This is a genomic window from Enterobacter sp. JMULE2 (assembly GCF_013337145.1).
In the GTDB taxonomy this organism is placed as follows: domain Bacteria; phylum Pseudomonadota; class Gammaproteobacteria; order Enterobacterales; family Enterobacteriaceae; genus Enterobacter; species Enterobacter mori.
Map to the genome: position 1 here is coordinate 243,581 of NZ_SGWD01000016.1, position 15,008 is coordinate 258,588.

Consider the following 15,008-nt stretch of genomic DNA (forward strand, 5'->3'; position numbering starts at 1 on the left):
TTATTGATAACGATAAAACGAGACAGGCAACACTATGACACCGGAAAACCCGTTACTGGATCTGCGCGTAAAAATCAGCGCGCTGGACGAGAAATTACTGGCGCTGTTGGCCGAACGCCGTGCCCTCGCCGTCGAGGTGGGTAAAGCCAAGCTGGACTCTCACCGCCCCGTGCGCGATATCGACCGCGAGCGCGATTTACTGGAACGGTTGATTCAGCTCGGCAAAGCGCATCATCTTGATGCCCACTACATCACCCGTCTGTTCCAGCTCATCATCGAAGATTCCGTTCTGACCCAGCAAGCGTTGCTCCAGCAGCATCTGAACAAAACCAACCCGCACTCTGCACGCGTCGCGTTCCTCGGTCCAAAAGGCTCCTACTCCCACCTGGCTGCGCGCCAGTACGCAGCCCGCCATTTCGAAGAGTTCATTGAGAGCGGTTGTGCGAAGTTTGCTGATATTTTCAATCAGGTAGAAACCGGCCAGGCGGATTACGCCGTGGTGCCTATTGAGAACACCAGTTCCGGCGCCATTAATGATGTCTACGATCTGCTCCAGCACACCAGCCTGTCGCTGGTTGGCGAGCTGACAATCCCAATCGACCACTGCGTGCTGGTCTCCGGCTCAACCGACCTGAGCAAGATCGAAACGGTTTACAGCCATCCTCAACCGTTCCAACAGTGCAGCCAGTTCCTGAACCGCTATCCGAACTGGAAAATTGAGTACACTGAAAGCACCTCGGCGGCGATGGAAAAAGTGGCGCAGGCTAACTCTCCAACCGTCGCCGCGCTCGGCAGCGAAGCGGGTGGCGCGCTGTATGGCCTGCAGGTGCTTGAACGCAATCTGGCAAACCAGACGCAAAACATCACCCGTTTCGTGGTGCTGGCGCGTAAAGCAATTGATGTCTCGGATCAGGTTCCGGCAAAAACGACCCTGCTTATGGCTACCGGTCAGCAGGCAGGCGCACTGGTTGAAGCGCTGTTGGTACTGCGTAATCACAATCTGATCATGACAAAGCTGGAATCACGTCCGATCCACGGTAATCCGTGGGAAGAGATGTTCTACCTCGATATCCAGGCCAACCTGGAATCTGCATCCATGCAGAAAGCCCTGCGCGAACTCGGCGAGATCACGCGCTCCATGAAAGTGCTGGGCTGCTATCCGAGCGAGAACGTGGTCCCGGTTGACCCGGCTTAATGTTCAATAAATCGACTTTTCTTCATCCCTGCCACGCTGACGGGCAGGGTGAAGATGGCACCGGAGAGGGGGTACTTCGCCACCTCTTCCGCATCCATATTTTCCCGCGTGGTGGTAATAAACAGCGTTTTCATGTCATCACCGCCAAAACAGACCATCGTCGGGCAACGTACCGGCATGCGGTATTCTTCAAGTTGCTCCCCTTGCGGTGAAAAACGGGCAATACGCCAACCGTCAAACATCGCGCTCCAGTAGCAGCCTTCTTCATCCATAGCCGCACCGTCGGGTATGCCTTCCCCCTCGTTAAACCGGCGAAACGCCTCGCGCTTGCCGGGTTCGCCCTGCTCATCAAGCGGCGTACGGTAGATCACGCCGTTTGGCGTGTCTGAGGTAAACATCCACTGCTTGTCCGGACTAAACGCTAAGCCGTTATGCCCGTGAATATCACACTGGATCACTTTCGGCGTCAGGTCGTTATCGATACGCATCAGCATGGCACCGTTATAATCTCCCGGCCCCCAGAAGGTGCCTGCATAGAACCGTCCCAGATGGTCGGTACCCCCGTCGTTAAAACGAGCAAGCTGCGGGTTGGACGGGTTATCGCACACCTTGCGCCGGAGCAGACCGTGTTTATCGGTCAGCCAGATCCCCGTACGCATCGCCACAATAAACCCGCCACGCTCGCGCAGCGCGAAACAGCCCACCTCTTCGTGAAAAGAGAGCACTGTGTGTTCTGCCGTGGGCAGATGAAAACGATGGATCTCCCCTTCCAGAATATCCGCCCAGTAGAGTGCATTCTCTTCCGCACTCCACGTCGGGCACTCTGGCAAATGTCCGGTGTAATTCAACAGCAGCTGCGGTTCAGCCATGACAAGTCCCCAAAATGAAAAAAGCCAGCAACGCTGGCTTTCAGTATATACATCATCGCATTACTGGCGACTGTCATTTGCCTGACGCAACAGCGTGCGGCTTTCACTCTGGAAACGCGTGGCGTAATCGCCGAACCAGTGCTCTACCTTACGGAAGCTGTCGATAAACGCCTGCTTGTCTCCGTGCTCCAGCAGCGTAATAGCTTCGCCAAAGCGCTGATAGTAGCGCTTGATCAGCGCCAGGTTGTTTTCGGAGGACATAATAATGTCCGCGTAAAGCTGTGGATCCTGAGCAAACAGGCGCCCGACCATCGCCAGTTCCAGACGATAGATAGGTGAAGAGAGCGCCAGCAGTTGTTCAAGCTGCACGTTCTCTTCCGCCAGATGCAGACCATAGGCAAAGGTTGCAAAGTGGCGCAGCGCCTGAATGAAGGCCATGTTCTGGTCGTGCTCAACTGCGCTAATGCGGTGCAGTCGCGCGCCCCACACCTGAATTTGTTCCAGGAACCACTGGTATGCTTCCGGCTGACGCCCATCACAGTAGACGACTACCTGCTTCGCCAGGCTGCCACTGTCCGGGCCAAACATCGGGTGCAGACCCAGTACCGGGCCCGTATGTGCAGCCAGCATTGCCTGCAGCGGACCATTTTTGACGGAAGCCAGATCCACCAGAATGCAATCATCCGGTAAAGGAGGAAGCTTCCCGATGATCTGCTCCGTCACGTGGATCGGGACGCTGACAATAACCATTCCGGCATCTTTCATGAGTTCCGGGGCATGCTCCCAGTCCTCTTTTTCCAGAATGCGTACCTGGTAGCCAGAAAGCGTCAGCATTTTTTCAAACAGACGGCCCATCTGACCGCCGCCGCCGACAATCACTACCGGGCGCAGCGAAGGACAAAGGGTTTTGAAGCCTTTGTCATTTTCACTGGAGTAAGATTCGCGCATCACGCGGCGCAGGACATCTTCAATTAAATCCGGAGAAACGCCCAGCGCCTGAGCCTCTTTACGGCGGGAGGCGAGCATAGTGGCTTCGCGTTCCGGGACGTAAATCGGCAGGCCGTATTTGCTTTTGACCTCACCGACTTCAGCAACCAGCGCCATGCGGCGCGCCAGCAGGTCCAGCAGCGCCTTATCCACTTCATCAATTTGATCGCGTAATGCGGTCAATTCAGCAACCATAACTACCCTCTTAAGCCAGACGCGTCGCCAGCTGGCCGTTCAAATCTTTGTGGATCTCACGCAGCAGCGCATCGGTGGTTTCCCAGCTGATGCAGGCATCCGTAACGGAGACGCCATGCTTCATTGCGCTACGCGGTTGTTCCGATGACTGATTGCCTTCATGAATGTTGCTCTCAATCATCAGACCGATAATGGAACGGTTGCCATCTTTAATCTGTGCGATCACCGATTCCGCAACCGCAGGCTGGCGACGGTAATCTTTATTCGAATTACCATGACTGCAATCTACCATCAGCGCCGGGCGCAGTCCTGCCTGTGCCATCTCTTTTTCACACTGCGCGACATCAGCCGGGCTGTAGTTTGGCGCTTTACCGCCGCGCAGGATCACATGGCCATCGGGGTTGCCCTGCGTTTGCAGCAGGCACACCTGGCCCGCCTGGTTGATACCGACAAAACGGTGCGGCATTGCGGCAGCGCGCATCGCGTTAATCGCCGTCGCCAGACTACCATCGGTACCGTTTTTAAAACCGACCGGCATCGACAGGCCAGACGCCATCTCGCGGTGGGTTTGTGATTCCGTGGTACGCGCACCAATCGCAGACCAGCTGAACAGATCGCCCAGGTACTGCGGGCTGTTCGGATCCAGCGCTTCGGTAGCCAGCGGCAGCCCCATGCTCACCAGTTCCACCAGCAGGCGACGCGCAATTTTCAGTCCTGCTTCCACATCAAACGAGCCATCCATGTGCGGATCGTTAATCAACCCTTTCCAGCCCACGGTAGTACGTGGCTTCTCAAAATAGACGCGCATAACGAGATAGAGGCTATCGCTGACCTCCTCCGCTAATGCTTTAAATCGACGAGCGTACTCAATGGCGGTTTCAGGATCGTGAATGGAGCAAGGACCGCAAACCACCAGCAGGCGCGGGTCGCGGCCAGCGATGATGTCAGAAATGGTCTGGCGCGAGTGCTCGATTTGAGCTTCCTGCGCAATGCTCAGCGGAAATTCCGCTTTAAGCTGATCCGGAGTGATTAAAACCTGTTCGTCAGTGATATGTACGTTATTCAGCGCGTCTTTTTGCATGATGGCGATCCTGTCAAGCTCGTTTGCGATAGTTGTTTTCCTCAAAGAGGTGAAACCACCATACCATAAAAAGTAAACATTTCAATCCAAAATACGTACACATTAGTTTACACAAGCCAATTTATTGCAAAAATCAGCCGATAAAAACGTAAACTTTAAATTACAGACGGACTTTCATTAGCCAGGCTATGCTGAAGAAAAAGGAGAATGGCTATGCGTTCAATTGCTCTCACGCTGTTGTCACTGTTCTTATCAGGTTGCCAGATCAATCCTTACACCTTCCAGCCTGACTGGACCAGCCCGAGTTGGTTTGATGCAGGTAAAGAAGACGCCATGAATGGCCTGCCGGTTAAAGATAATCAAACCCTGGCCGATAGTTTTAACGACCCCCATGTCGATCGGAGTGAATATCTCCGGGGTTATACTGACGGTCAGAAGAAAGTGTGTGAAGAGGGTTTTATTCACGCATGGGGATTAGCAGGTAAATCTTTTCCTGCCAGTTGTGATACTGCCGAAAATGCAGCAAAGCTGCATGAGTCATGGCAAAAAGGGATGGATGAAAGTATGAGTACCAGCAGACTTAATTGAGTCTGGCTTTTAATGTCCAAATATAAGTAATTGTAGGATTTAGCTTAAGTCTGGCCTGCGATTTTTCTGACATAATGACGGCGTTGATAAACAATGGTATTCTGCCAACAACTCTTAAGGACAACTATTTCCAGAGCAGTGTGGCGGAATCTGGTGAGAAATTTATTCTTGATCTCTTTGTTCCGATTCACTCTGGTGATAATGCTGTTCTTTACGGCAGGTTCAGCGACGGCAGCTCCGTTCACAGATACCGATAAATCGGTACGTTCGATTGTTTCCGGTATTGTGAGCTATACCCGATGGCCTTCACTCTCAGGGCAGCCTAAGCTCTGTATTTATGCTTCATCTCACTATACGCAAGTACTCAGCAGTGAAGATGCGCAAAGCCAGTTACCTTATACTCCTGTCATTGTACGTAACGATCAGGAAGCACTCTCTGCGACGTGCGATGCTATTTATTTCGGGGCTGAATCGCCTGCAAAACAACTTGAATTAATTAGTCAATATCAGGGCCGAGCGTTGCTATTAATCTCAGAGCAAAATCCTGAATGTGTTATTGGCAGTGCATTTTGCCTGATAACAGAACAGAACCAGGTCAGATTTTCCGTCAATCTGGATGCATTGACGCGCAGTGGCGTGCGCGTCAATCCAGATGTATTAATGCTTGCACGGAATAAAAAGCATGAATAAGGATTTCGCCTCTACACCGCGTCCGACGTTTAAAAGAACGTTGCGCCGGATCAGCATGATAAGCGTCATCATTACAATGACATTTATATGGTTGTTGCTGTGTTTCGCTTCCGTGGTGACATTAAAGCAATACGCGCAAAAGAATCTCGAACTCACCGGCTCAACCATGAGTCACAGCCTTGAAGCCTCGTTGGTTTTCAATGATTCACTCGCGGCCAATGAAACACTTGCAGCCCTTGGGAAACAGGGGCAATTTGCCGTGGCGGAAGTCCTCAATGCCCACCAAAAACGTTTCGCTTACTGGTCATGGGATCCGGAAGATAACACAGACACCCTGGGTGCGCTGGTCAGCCGCTGGCTGTTTCCTGTCCCTGTTGCACAACCGATCGAGCATAACGGCACGGTGATTGGCGAAATTCGCCTTACCGCACGAGACAGCCTTATCAGCCACTTTATCTGGCTGTCGTTTGCTGTCCTGACCGGCTGCATTCTGTTTGCATCTGCCGTTGCGCTCACCATTACACGTTCCCTGCATCACGGTATGGTGACGGAGATGCAGAATATTACCGACGTCGTCCATGACGTGCGCGCCAACCGTAATTTCTCCCGTCGGGTGACGGAAGGCCGTATTGAAGAATTCCACCAGTTTGGCGAAGACTTCAACAGCCTGCTGGATGAGATGGAAGAGTGGCAGCTAAAGCTTCAGGCCAAGAATGCCCAGTTACTACGTACTGCCATGCACGACCCCTTAACCGGGCTGGCTAACCGCGCCGCGTTTCGTAATAGCATTGCGGCACTGATGAACGATTCATCGGCAAAGGCAAACTCGGCCCTGCTTTTCCTCGATGGGGATAACTTTAAGTTTATCAACGATACCTGGGGACATGCGGCAGGTGACGGCGTGCTGATTGAAGTCGCCAGCAGGATGGTTGAGTTTGGTGATAAACGTCATCAGTCATACCGCCTCGGCGGCGACGAGTTCGCCATGGTGCTGTACGGCGTCCATTCTGAGCGTGAAGTTCAATATATTTGTGCTGCGCTTTCGCAGCAGTTTATCCGTCCGTTTGATCTGCATAACGGGCAAACTGCATCATTGTCACTCAGCATTGGCTTCGCTCTGGCGTGGGAAAATGCCTCCGTGGAAGCATTACTGGAGCAAGCCGACCGCAATATGTACCTGGTCAAGAATCAGCGTACAAAAACAATAAATTAGAAAGGAATGTACTATGTTAAAGCGATATATCGCGCCCTTGTTACTCGGATCGCTGGCCCTGGCAGGCTGCCAGACACCGCCAGGTAAATTTACACCAGAACAAGTTGCGGCGATGAAGTCTTACGGCTTTAACGAACTGAATGGCGACTGGTCCCTGGGACTGTCGGATAAAATCTTATTTGATAAAAATGATGCAAGACTGCGCCCGGAGAGCGAAACACAGATCCAGACCATGGCCTCGCGTCTGGCGGCAACCGGTCTGAACCACGCCCGGATGGACGGTCACACGGATAATTATGGTGAGGATAGCTATAACGAAGCGCTCTCGTTAAAACGCGCCAATGCCGTTGCAGACACCTGGGCAAAGGGTGCGAATATCCCACGCAGTAACCTCACCACGCGGGGATTAGGCAAAAAATATCCCGTTGCCAGCAACAGCACCTCGCAAGGGCGCGCTGAAAACCGCCGGGTCGCGGTAGTCATCAGCACGCCATAAGGTTATTTAACGGAGGATCCGGCGAGCGACACGCCTGACGCCGCTCGCCAGCGTAGCCAGTCAACAAATATAAACAAGGCCAGACTAACGCCCATCACCGGCAACGCCAGTCCCAGCAGAGCACTAACCACTATCGTGACCGCCCTCCCCCAGAATGACAGCGCCAGCCAGCTCTGACAAAGCGTCTGCACCGGGTTCGCAGCTGACCTCGCCGGACGACGCATCCACCACATTCGGTATCCCCAGATAACGAGCACGCAAAGGGCAAGTCCGAACGCAACGAGCAGCAGCTGGTTCACCAGCCCGAATAAGATCCCCATATGGAAATCCACGCCCCAGCGGGTCAGTTTTGCCATTAACGGGAAATCTTCAAAGCGGGTTCTGTCCATGACCTGCATCGTATTGGGATCAACCGCAACGGCATCAACCTGCGTTGGCCAGCTGCGATCGATTTCCGTTACCGTCCAGGCTCGATCGGACGTACTGGCGGGGCGGATCTCAAGCTTGTTAGCATCAATTCCTGACTTTCGCGCAGCACTCAGCACGCCATCAAACTGCGTCAGATCCATCGCCATCTCCGGCACGATCATTACCCCATGATGGCCGCGATGTTCGGCGTGTTCGTCCATGACCATGGGCATACCGGAGAGCATTGTATTGACCTGCGGCGTCAGCCAGTTCATCTCAGCACGCAGCTTATCAACGTTCCCCCCCGCCCACTGGGACCAGGTCAGGCCGGTTGCTGAGAATAACAACATTCCACCCAGCAGCGTCCAGCCTAACGCCACATGCACTCGACGTCGGTTCTGAAAGGGGTTGTTAATGCGCCGTTTGGGTCGGGTATAAAACCACAGCGCAATGCCGCCGAGCGCAGCGACCCACATCCACGAGGCCGCCAGCTCGCTGTAGAGCCGCCCAACATCGCCCAGCATCAGCGACGTATGCAGATAATCAATAGTCTGACGCAGCGGTAAAATCCCGCTGGTTCCGTATACCGTCATGTCCCCCAGCACCGCCAGGCTTATCGGATCGACAAAGATAGCCCGATGTTCCGATGGACCAAGCGACGGGTCAGCAAACATCACGCGGGTGGTTTCACCCTCAGCCAGCCCCGGACGAACGGCGTGCAAACGCAGATCTGTTCCAAGGGTTTTTTCCGCCACGGCAATTTGTTCCGCCAGCGGCTGCAACTCACCCACAGAATTTGTGTGGAGCGCATGCCGGTAGAGCGCATTCTCCAGCTGCGGGGTTGCCACATACAGCGTACCGGTCAACGCAGCGAAGAAGATAAACGGGCCGACAAACAGCCCAACGTAGAAATGAAGGCGACGCAGCAGGTTTCCCCATGCCGCGCGCGGCGTGCAGGTAGTCATACTTTTCCTTTTTAAGGCAGTAAGTTATCGATTTATTTTTAAAGGGAAAAAGCAGACTGCCGCGGCGGCGCGCGGGTATCAGGGTAAAGCCAGGGGAAAAAGTGCCAGTGGCTGACCGCCTGGCACGGCGGCTTAACGCGCAGCCTTTGCAGCACCGCGCTTAGCAGGACGATCAGCGCCAGCATCACGCCAGGAACATGCGCTAACAGCACGCAGTAGCCGCAGGCCTCCGCATGGTCAACAGGCCTGGAATGCTGCATATCGCCGTGATGGTCATCCATCGACATCATGCTCATATCATGATGCATGCCCGGCATGGAGCTCATGGGATCTTTTTGCAGCGAGACAGAGATAAGCGGCGCGACCACGATCAGCAGGATCGCAAACAGCGCGGTCAATGCCGCTGCGCGTTTCCCATTATGCCGATGCAGTACGTTATCCACTTACCCTCCGGTGAAGAGGCAAGCATTGTAAATGATTTATGTCGAAAGAGTTAATGCGCGAGATGCGATTACAAAAAAAAGGGCCAGCCTTTCGGCCAGCCCTTTCTAACAGGATGTCGCTTAAGCGAATCTTAGTTCAGACGCTCTTTAATACGAGCAGACTTACCAGTACGCTCACGCAGGTAGTACAGTTTAGCTTTACGTACAGCACCACGACGTTTAACAGCAATGCTGTCAACTACCGGAGAGTGAGTCTGGAAGACACGCTCAACGCCTTCGCCGTTGGAAATTTTACGAACAGTGAATGCAGAGTGCAGACCGCGGTTACGAATAGCGATAACCACGCCCTCGAATGCCTGCAGACGTTTTTTGGAACCTTCAACAACCCATACTTTCACTTCCACGGTGTCACCTGGACGGAAGGAAGGTACGTCCTGCTTCATCTGCTCTTGTTCAAGTTGCTTAATAATGTTGCTCATAATTTAATCTCTTATCCTGGGTAAACTGATATTCGGGAGCGTATTACGCATTCCCATCATGTTCATGCTGCTGGTGTGCGTGTTCAGTTTTGAACTCGGCCAGCAACTTTGCTTGCTCTTCAGTCAGAGCCAGGTTTTCCAGAAGTTCAGGTCTTCTAAGCCAGGTTCGGCCCAGCGACTGCTTCAAACGCCAGCGACGTATCTCGGCATGGTTTCCAGACAGTAACACTGCCGGGACGTCCATCCCTTCTAACACTTCAGGACGAGTATAGTGTGGACAGTCCAGCAATCCATCGGCAAAGGAATCTTCCGTTGCCGAAGCTTCATGGCCCAGAACCCCCGGAATAAACCGGGCGACGGAGTCAATCAGCGTCATTGCGGGTAACTCACCACCGCTGAGAACGTAATCGCCGATAGACCATTCTTCGTCAATCTCGGTTTGAATTACGCGCTCATCTATCCCTTCGTAGCGACCACAGACCAGAATCAGTTTTTGATTCGTCGCCAGTTCGCTCACGCCCGCTTGATCAAGCTTGCGTCCCTGAGGTGACAGATAAATCACCTTTGCGCCTTCACCTGCCGCGGCTTTTGCTGTGTGAATGGCGTCCCGTAAGGGTTGCACCATCATTAACATCCCCGGTCCGCCGCCGTAAGGACGATCGTCCACGGTACGGTGCCGGTCATGAGTGAAGTCACGAGGACTCCAGCTCTGGATGCTCAGCAGGCCATTCTTTACTGCCCGGCCAGTTACCCCGTAATCGGTAATCGCGCGGAACATTTCAGGAAACAGGCTAATTATGCCAATCCACATAGCGCCGTCTTTTACCGTTTATCCGGAGAATTTAAAAACCAGGATCCCAATCTACTTCAATGGTTTGAGTAGTGAGATCGACTTTCTTGATAACCTGTCCATCGAGGAACGGAACCAACCGCTCCTTGATGCCAAATGCATCTTTCAGGTTTGCCTTAATGACGAGAACGTCATTTGACCCGGTTTCCATCATATCGATGACTTTCCCCAGGCTGTAGCCGTCGGTAGTGACTACCTGGCAACCCATAAGGTCTTTCCAGTAGTAGTCACCCTCTTCCAGCTGTGGCAACTGCGACGAATCCACGACAATTTCACAATTAGTCAGGGCATTCGCGGCATCACGATCGTCAACGCCTTTCAGCTTGATGATGATGTCCTGATTGTGGTGACGCCAGCTTTCCAGCTCGACCTCTTCCCACTTACCGCCTTTCTGGATAAACCAGGGCTGGTAATTAAAAATGCTATCAGCGTCTTCAGTGGAGGAAAACACTCTGAGCCAACCACGGATACCGTAGCAAGAACCCATTTTTCCCAATACGATCGGTTCAACAGGTGCTTTATTGCTCATCATGACCACCGTGACAGATTAAGCTGCTTTGTTTGCTGCTTTGATCAGCGTAGCAACGCGATCGGAAACAGTAGCGCCCTGGCCAACCCAGTGAGCGATACGATCCAGATCCAGACGAGTTTCTTCTTCTGCGCCAGCGGCCAGTGGGTTGAAGAAACCAACGCGCTCGATGAAGCGACCGTTGCGTGCATTACGGCTGTCAGTCACAACAACCTGGTAGAACGGACGCTTTTTAGCGCCGTGACGAGCTAAACGAATAGTAACCATAACATCCTCTTGTGTGAATAAAACAACCGGGCCCCATCGAGGAACGGAGCCCGGGTGTCATATTAAAAGCCCGAAAATTTTACTCATTTTCGGGCAAAAAGCAATCTCAAAAGCGATTAACGCCCTGGAAAACCGGGTGGCATCATGCCTTTCATGCCGCGCATCATCTTCGCCATGCCGCCTTTCTTCATTTTCTTCATCATGCGCTGCATGTCGTCGAACTGTTTCAGAAGGCGGTTTACGTCCTGCACCTGCATGCCGCAACCGGCCGCGATACGGCGTTTACGGGAACCTTTGATGATTTCTGGCTTCGCACGCTCTTTCAGCGTCATCGAGTTGATGATCGCCTCCATACGCACCAGCACTTTGTCATCCATCTGGGATTTTACGTTGTCAGGGATCTGGCCCATGCCCGGCAATTTGCCCATCAGGCTGGCCATGCCGCCCATGTTTTTCATCTGACGCAGTTGCTCAAGGAAGTCGGTGAGATCGAAACCGTCACCTTTTTTCAGCTTGCTGGCCAGCTTCTCGGCCTGCGCGCGGTCAACCTTGCTCTCGATATCTTCGATCAGCGACAGCACGTCGCCCATGCCGAGAATTCGGGAAGCAATGCGGTCCGGATGGAACGGCTCCAGCGCTTCGGTTTTCTCACCGACGCCGAGGAACTTGATTGGCTTACCGGTGATATGACGAATGGAGAGCGCCGCACCGCCGCGGGCGTCGCCGTCCACTTTGGTCAGCACCACGCCGGTTAACGGCAGCGCTTCGTTAAACGCTTTCGCGGTATTCGCCGCATCCTGACCGGTCATGGCGTCAACAACAAACAGGGTCTCTACCGGGTTGATAGAGGCATGCACCTGCTTGATCTCGTCCATCATCGCTTCGTCGACGTGCAGACGACCGGCGGTATCCACCAGCAGCACGTCGTAGAATTTCAGCTTCGCTTCTTTCAGCGCCGCGTTAACGATGTCGACAGGCTTCTGCGCCACGTCCGACGGGAAGAAATCCACGCCAACCTGCTCTGCCAGCGTTTCCAGCTGTTTGATCGCCGCCGGGCGATAGACGTCCGCAGACACCACCAGCACTTTTTTCTTGTGCTTTTCGCGCAGGAATTTACCCAGCTTACCAACGCTGGTCGTTTTACCCGCACCCTGCAGGCCCGCCATCAGCACCACGGCCGGAGGCTGAGCGGCCAGGTTAAGCACCTGGTTCTCTTCGCCCATCGCCGAAACCAGCTCGTTACGTACGATTTTGACGAATTCCTGACCCGGAGTCAGGCTCTTGTTAACTTCATGTCCAACCGCTTTTTCTTTTACGCGGTTGATAAAATCACGCACGACCGGTAACGCAACGTCTGCTTCGAGCAGCGCCATGCGCACTTCGCGCAGCGTTTCCTTGATATTCTCTTCGGTGAGGCGTCCGCGGCCGCTGATGTTGCGCAGCGTGCGCGACAAACGATCGGTTAAATTATCAAACATTGTCTCTCGCCTGGGGTAGAAACGTTGGGTCGCGTAAGCGACACATACACAGAATTTTGCCGGAGTATAACATGAAGGCAGCTTTGTTGTTATGCAACGGTTGGAGCACGCGTCACGTAACGTTATACTGCTTATCTTTCTTATTAAGACAACTGTCGACGCCTATATGCCTGTTTTCGCACTGATCGCCCTTGTTGCCTACTCTGTCAGCCTCGCGCTGATCATTCCCGGCCTGCTGCAAAAAAACAGCGGCTGGCGGCGCATGGCTGTTCTTTCGGCGGTGATAGCACTGATAAGCCATGCTTTTGCTCTGGAATCCCGCATTATTCCTGGCGACGGCAGCGTGCAAAACCTGAGCGTATTGAATGTCGGCTCACTGGTCAGCCTGATGATTTGTACGGTGATGACCATTGTTGCGTCCAAAAACCGCGGCTGGCTGCTGCTGCCGATTGTTTATGCCTTCGCGCTGATCAATCTGGCGTTAGCCACGTTTATGCCCAATGAGTTCATTACCCATCTGGAAGCGACGCCGGGGATGCTGGTGCATATCGGCCTGTCGCTGTTTGCCTACGCGACGCTGATTATTGCGGCGCTTTACGCCATGCAGCTCGCCTGGATTGATTACCAGTTGAAGAACAAAAAGCTGGCCTTCAATCACGAAATGCCGCCGCTGATGGTCATTGAGCGTAAGATGTTCCATATCACCCAGGTCGGCGTGGTGCTGCTGACACTCACGCTCTGCACCGGTCTGTTTTACATGAAGAACCTGTTCAGCGTGGAGAATATCGATAAAGCGGTGCTCTCCATCATCGCGTGGTTTGTCTATATTGTCCTGTTGTGGGGCCATTATCACGAAGGCTGGCGCGGTCGTCGCGTAGTCTGGTTCAACGTCGCGGGCGCGGGCATTCTTACCCTTGCCTATTTTGGAAGTCGCTTCATACAGCAATTTGCTGGCTAAGTAACAAAGGAGTTCCCCCTGGAACACATCTCCACCACCACGCTGATCGTCACCCTGATCATCATGGTGGTCATCTCCGCCTATTTCTCAGGCTCGGAAACCGGCATGATGACGCTCAACCGCTATCGGTTACGCCATCGCGCCAAACAGGGTAACCGTGCCGCCCGCCGTGTCGAAAAGCTGCTGCGTAAACCGGATCGCCTGATTAGCCTTGTGCTTATCGGTAATAACCTCGTCAACATTCTCGCCTCGGCACTGGGCACCATCGTCGGGATGCGCCTGTATGGCAACGCTGGCGTCGCGATTGCCACCGGGGTACTGACGTTTGTCGTGCTGGTGTTTGCTGAAGTACTGCCCAAAACCATTGCCGCGCTTTACCCGGAGAAGGTTGCCTACCCGAGCAGCTTCCTGCTGGCACCGCTGTTGATCCTGATGATGCCGCTGGTCTGGCTGCTGAATATGGTGACTCGCCTGCTGATGCGCATGGTCGGCATCAAAGCGGACGTCACCATCAGCAGCGCGCTCAGCAAAGACGAGTTGCGCACCATCGTGAACGAATCCCGCTCGCAGATCTCCCGGCGCAATCAGGACATGCTGTTGTCGGTACTGGATCTGGAAAAAGTCAGCGTCGACGACATCATGGTGCCGCGTAACGAGATCGTTGGGATTGATATCAACGACGACTGGAAAGCCATCGTCCGACAGCTGACGCACTCCCCACACGGGCGCATCGTGCTGTATCGCGATTCTCTGGATGATGCCATCAGCATGCTGCGCGTGCGTGAGGCGTATCGTCTGATGACCGAGAAAAAAGAGTTCACTAAAGAGGTGATGCTGCGCGCCGCAGATGAAATTTACTACGTGCCAGAAGGGACACCGCTCAGCATACAGCTGGTGAAGTTCCAGCGTAACAAGAAGAAAGTCGGTCTGGTGGTTGATGAGTACGGCGATATTCAGGGATTAGTGACGGTCGAAGATATCCTGGAAGAGATTGTCGGTGACTTTACCACATCCATGTCGCCTTCCCTTGCCGAAGAAGTCACCCCGCAAAATGACGGTTCGGTGCTGATCGACGGCAGTGCGAACATCCGTGAACTCAATAAAGCTTTCAACTGGCATTTACCGGAAGATGAAGCGCGCACCGTAAATGGAATGATTCTGGAAGCGCTGGAAGAGATCCCGGCAGCAGGAACGCGTGTGCGTATTGAACTGTATGATATTGATATCCTGGACGTGCAGGACAATATGATTAAGCAGGTGAAAGTCCTGCCCGTTAAGCCTCTACGCGAAAGTATTGCCGAATAAAATGTAGGCCGG

The 15,008-nt window shown here is 53.4% G+C and carries 17 protein-coding genes and 1 other annotated feature (1 of these 18 cut by a window edge); of the genes, 7 read left to right on the forward strand and 10 right to left on the reverse strand.

Translation table 11 applies throughout. The annotated features are described in order from the left end of the window. Nucleotides 1-4 (forward strand) — a sequence feature (Phe leader region); it begins 122 nt to the left of the window's first position. A 30-nt stretch (nt 5-34) separates the two neighbouring features. Then, nucleotides 35-1,195: a bifunctional chorismate mutase/prephenate dehydratase gene (pheA, locus tag EXW94_RS21155; RefSeq protein ID WP_010434130.1), complete on the forward strand. Its 1,161-nt coding sequence runs from the start codon at nt 35-37 to the stop codon at nt 1,193-1,195. Here the strand turns inward: pheA and EXW94_RS21160 are convergent. Genes EXW94_RS21160 through aroF form a run of 3 tightly spaced genes read right to left on the reverse strand, consistent with a single transcriptional unit; the run spans nt 1,192 to nt 4,327 of the window. After that, on the reverse strand, nt 1,192-2,064 hold the full coding sequence (locus tag EXW94_RS21160) for an SMP-30/gluconolactonase/LRE family protein (RefSeq protein WP_174340933.1): 873 nt from the start codon (nt 2,062-2,064) through the stop codon (nt 1,192-1,194). The genes pheA and EXW94_RS21160 overlap by 4 nt on opposite strands. Nucleotides 2,065-2,124: 60 nt before the next feature. Beyond that, nucleotides 2,125-3,246: a bifunctional chorismate mutase/prephenate dehydrogenase gene (tyrA, locus tag EXW94_RS21165; protein ID WP_089600694.1), complete on the reverse strand. Its 1,122-nt coding sequence runs from the start codon at nt 3,244-3,246 to the stop codon at nt 2,125-2,127. A 10-nt stretch (nt 3,247-3,256) separates the two neighbouring features. Beyond that, nucleotides 3,257-4,327 carry a 3-deoxy-7-phosphoheptulonate synthase AroF gene (gene aroF / locus EXW94_RS21170; protein ID WP_174340934.1) on the reverse strand — a complete coding sequence of 357 codons (1,071 nt, stop codon included), beginning with the start codon at nt 4,325-4,327 and terminating at the stop codon, nt 3,257-3,259. Nucleotides 4,328-4,540: 213 nt separating this feature from the next. Here aroF and EXW94_RS21175 point away from each other — a divergent pair, with 213 nt between their 5' ends. The 4 genes from EXW94_RS21175 to EXW94_RS21190 all read left to right on the forward strand — a co-directional run bounded on the left by EXW94_RS21175 (nt 4,541) and on the right by EXW94_RS21190 (nt 7,314). Further along, nucleotides 4,541-4,915, forward strand: a complete 375-nt coding sequence (locus EXW94_RS21175) for a DUF2799 domain-containing protein (protein WP_089600696.1) — start codon at nt 4,541-4,543, stop codon at nt 4,913-4,915. 153 nt (nt 4,916-5,068) lie between these two features. Then, nucleotides 5,069-5,605, forward strand: a complete 537-nt coding sequence (locus EXW94_RS21180) for a YfiR family protein (RefSeq protein ID WP_172411144.1) — start codon at nt 5,069-5,071, stop codon at nt 5,603-5,605. After that, a complete protein-coding gene (dgcN, locus tag EXW94_RS21185) occupies nt 5,598-6,818 on the forward strand; it encodes a diguanylate cyclase DgcN (RefSeq protein WP_174340935.1) in 1,221 nt (406 codons plus the stop codon). The genes EXW94_RS21180 and dgcN overlap by 8 nt, the downstream gene beginning before the upstream one ends. Nucleotides 6,819-6,831: 13 nt before the next feature. Continuing rightward, a complete protein-coding gene (locus EXW94_RS21190) occupies nt 6,832-7,314 on the forward strand; it encodes an OmpA family protein (RefSeq protein ID WP_108416517.1) in 483 nt (160 codons plus the stop codon). Nucleotides 7,315-7,316: 2 nt separating this feature from the next. Here EXW94_RS21190 and EXW94_RS21195 read toward each other — a convergent pair whose 3' ends face one another. The 7 genes from EXW94_RS21195 to ffh form a co-directional block, all read right to left on the reverse strand. Further along, entirely contained in the window at nt 7,317-8,687 is a 1,371-nt protein-coding gene (locus EXW94_RS21195) for a PepSY domain-containing protein (RefSeq protein ID WP_174340936.1), read from the reverse strand. Between the two features lie 38 nt (nt 8,688-8,725). Continuing rightward, a complete protein-coding gene (locus EXW94_RS21200) occupies nt 8,726-9,130 on the reverse strand; it encodes a DUF2946 domain-containing protein (protein WP_174340937.1) in 405 nt (134 codons plus the stop codon). Between the two features lie 131 nt (nt 9,131-9,261). Next, a complete protein-coding gene (rplS, locus tag EXW94_RS21205) occupies nt 9,262-9,609 on the reverse strand; it encodes a 50S ribosomal protein L19 (RefSeq protein ID WP_002914145.1) in 348 nt (115 codons plus the stop codon). A gap of 43 nt (nt 9,610-9,652) precedes the next feature. Beyond that, nucleotides 9,653-10,420: a tRNA (guanosine(37)-N1)-methyltransferase TrmD gene (gene trmD / locus EXW94_RS21210; protein ID WP_010434154.1), complete on the reverse strand. Its 768-nt coding sequence runs from the start codon at nt 10,418-10,420 to the stop codon at nt 9,653-9,655. Nucleotides 10,421-10,451: 31 nt separating this feature from the next. Next, complete coding sequence (rimM, locus tag EXW94_RS21215; protein WP_174340938.1) at nt 10,452-10,991, reverse strand: ribosome maturation factor RimM; 540 nt, start codon at nt 10,989-10,991, stop codon at nt 10,452-10,454. Nucleotides 10,992-11,006: 15 nt separating this feature from the next. Then, on the reverse strand, nt 11,007-11,255 hold the full coding sequence (gene rpsP / locus EXW94_RS21220) for a 30S ribosomal protein S16 (protein ID WP_003863133.1): 249 nt from the start codon (nt 11,253-11,255) through the stop codon (nt 11,007-11,009). Between the two features lie 116 nt (nt 11,256-11,371). Continuing rightward, a complete protein-coding gene (gene ffh / locus EXW94_RS21225; protein ID WP_003863132.1) occupies nt 11,372-12,733 on the reverse strand; it encodes a signal recognition particle protein in 1,362 nt (453 codons plus the stop codon). Nucleotides 12,734-12,899: 166 nt separating this feature from the next. On the opposite strand from ffh, the gene EXW94_RS21230 reads away from it, so the two are divergent. Both EXW94_RS21230 and EXW94_RS21235 read left to right on the forward strand, forming a co-directional pair. Continuing rightward, nucleotides 12,900-13,691 carry an inner membrane protein YpjD gene (locus EXW94_RS21230; protein WP_041951454.1) on the forward strand — a complete coding sequence of 264 codons (792 nt, stop codon included), beginning with the start codon at nt 12,900-12,902 and terminating at the stop codon, nt 13,689-13,691. Between the two features lie 18 nt (nt 13,692-13,709). Next, nucleotides 13,710-14,996: an HlyC/CorC family transporter gene (locus tag EXW94_RS21235; protein ID WP_174341024.1), complete on the forward strand. Its 1,287-nt coding sequence runs from the start codon at nt 13,710-13,712 to the stop codon at nt 14,994-14,996. Nucleotides 14,997-15,008: the final 12 nt, after the last annotated feature.